This window comes from Caballeronia sp. (genome assembly GCF_049581465.1).
Lineage (GTDB): Bacteria > Pseudomonadota > Gammaproteobacteria > Burkholderiales > Burkholderiaceae > Caballeronia.
Window position 1 is genome coordinate 1 of the sequence record NZ_JBAUSA010000702.1, and the last position, 1,619, is coordinate 1,619.

Annotated in this window: 2 protein-coding genes and 1 pseudogene; all 3 read right to left on the bottom strand. The window is 57.1% G+C overall.

Features of this window, described 5'->3' with window-relative positions:
- Window positions 1–448: pseudogene (locus WCA53_RS17240) on the bottom strand (cytosine permease); the annotation flags it as partial.
- Window positions 449–461: 13 nt separating this feature from the next.
- Complete coding sequence (locus WCA53_RS17245; RefSeq protein WP_423912978.1) at window positions 462–980, bottom strand: IS630 family transposase; 519 nt, start codon at window positions 978–980, stop codon at window positions 462–464.
- Complete coding sequence (locus WCA53_RS17250) at window positions 935–1,351, bottom strand: helix-turn-helix domain-containing protein (protein ID WP_423912981.1); 417 nt, start codon at window positions 1,349–1,351, stop codon at window positions 935–937. Before WCA53_RS17250 ends, WCA53_RS17245 begins: the two co-directional genes overlap by 46 nt.
- Window positions 1,352–1,619 lie beyond the last annotated feature (268 nt).

A 1,619-nucleotide genomic window follows, 5' to 3' on the forward strand; every position in this document is an offset into this window, starting at 1 on the left:
GCGTTGACGCAATGAGCTTCCCAAGCGTGATCGCCAGGTAAAGCACCGCAGCAATAGCGCCGGCCGAACCGAGCCCCACCATGAAAGTAACTTCGTGACCAGCGAATTGCGCCCCGGCAATGGCTGCGGCGAATACGCCAAAAGTCATTGCGAACTGGGATCCGAGAACTGAGCCAATGCCGACCGCAAGGAAGGTTACCAACGGGGAGGTTGATTTTGGCAGGTAACGGGAGTAATCCGCCACATATGGACCGTACGAAATCTGCCATGAGGCCGACAGCGAAATGGCAAAGAGAAATGTTGGCCACGTGAAGTGTCGAGTGCCCAATAACATCGAAACATCGTGTCCGTGCAGGAGGCTAACGAAAAGATAAACGAAGGTTAGCCCGCCCACCACGCTGTAGACGCGCCCCATTGCGTGAATGGTCTTATAGCCAAACAGCGCCAGCATCGTTAAGCTCTCAACAAAAAGTGAATCTGTAGTCTGCCCCGAATCCCTGAAGGATTACATCGACATCAGCCTCAAGGGTTCGGGTGTCGCGGGCCTTGAAGGCCAGCCACTCGTATTTCATCTTGTGCCAGAGCTTCTCGATGCGATTGAGCTCCGGGCTGTACGGTGGCAAGAAGTACAACGTCAAGCCTTTCGCGTGTAGCAGCCGGAGGTAAGGCTGCAGTGCGCGGGCCGTGTGGACCGATGCATTGTCGAGAATCACGGTCAGCGGCTTGCCGACGTGTTCGACCAGCAGGCCGAGAAATCCGGCGAACAGCATCGAGGTCATCGTCTCCCACAGCTTCACTGCAAACAGCCCTCCCGAGGACAGCAGAGCTCCGACCAAGTTCAGACGCTTACCGCGCCGGGCGTCAATCATGTGTTGCTCCCCGACTGGCGTCCAGGCACTTCGATTCGGCTGTGCTTGCGCGAAGCCAGCTTCGTCTACGTAGGCGAGTTCGATTTCGCCACGCTGGGCTTGCTGGACCAACTCCCCAATTTCAGATTGGGCTTGTCGGAACTGCTGTTCGTCCCGCTTTTTTTTAAGCTATGCCGGGTTCGCTTCCATACCAGCCCCGCTCGCTTGAGAACCCCTGTCAGCGTATTGCGATGAACCCGAATCCCGAACTTTTCTTCGAGTCGTGCCAGCAGTTCGGGTGCCGTCAGCGCCTCCTGCGTCGCCCACACCTTCAACTGCTCAACCTGCTGCGGCGACAGCTTCGACGGCGCACCGCTACGCGGCGCGTCCGACAGCCCTGCCATGCCTTTCTCCAACCAACGATAGCGCCTCTCGTACACCGCCTCCAACGTCAACTCCTGCCGCCTGGCTATCTCCTTGGCGGGCACGCCGTCGCTAAACATCAGAATCGTCCGGGACCTGTCTCGTGTTCGCCAATCACGGCGGCTTCTCGCCAGAACCTCAAGCTCGCTACGTTCTTCCTTCGTCAATTCCAGCGGTTTCAATACGGCCATCGTCTATGTCGCGGTTCTTGCTCGGCCCGGCAGTATAGAGATACTTTTCATGAGGCGCTTACCTCATTTGCAGGTCGACAAATCCGCGATTCGCGATCGCATCCAGCTTCAACAAATCTGGACTTCCGCAAATCAGATGATCCACATTGGTTTGCGC

Excerpts from the sequence above, each read along its gene's own strand:
- WCA53_RS17250 (WP_423912981.1), bottom strand. The coding sequence starts at position 1,351 with ATGTTTAGCGACGGCGTGCCCGCCAAGGAGATAGCCAGGCGGCAGGAG.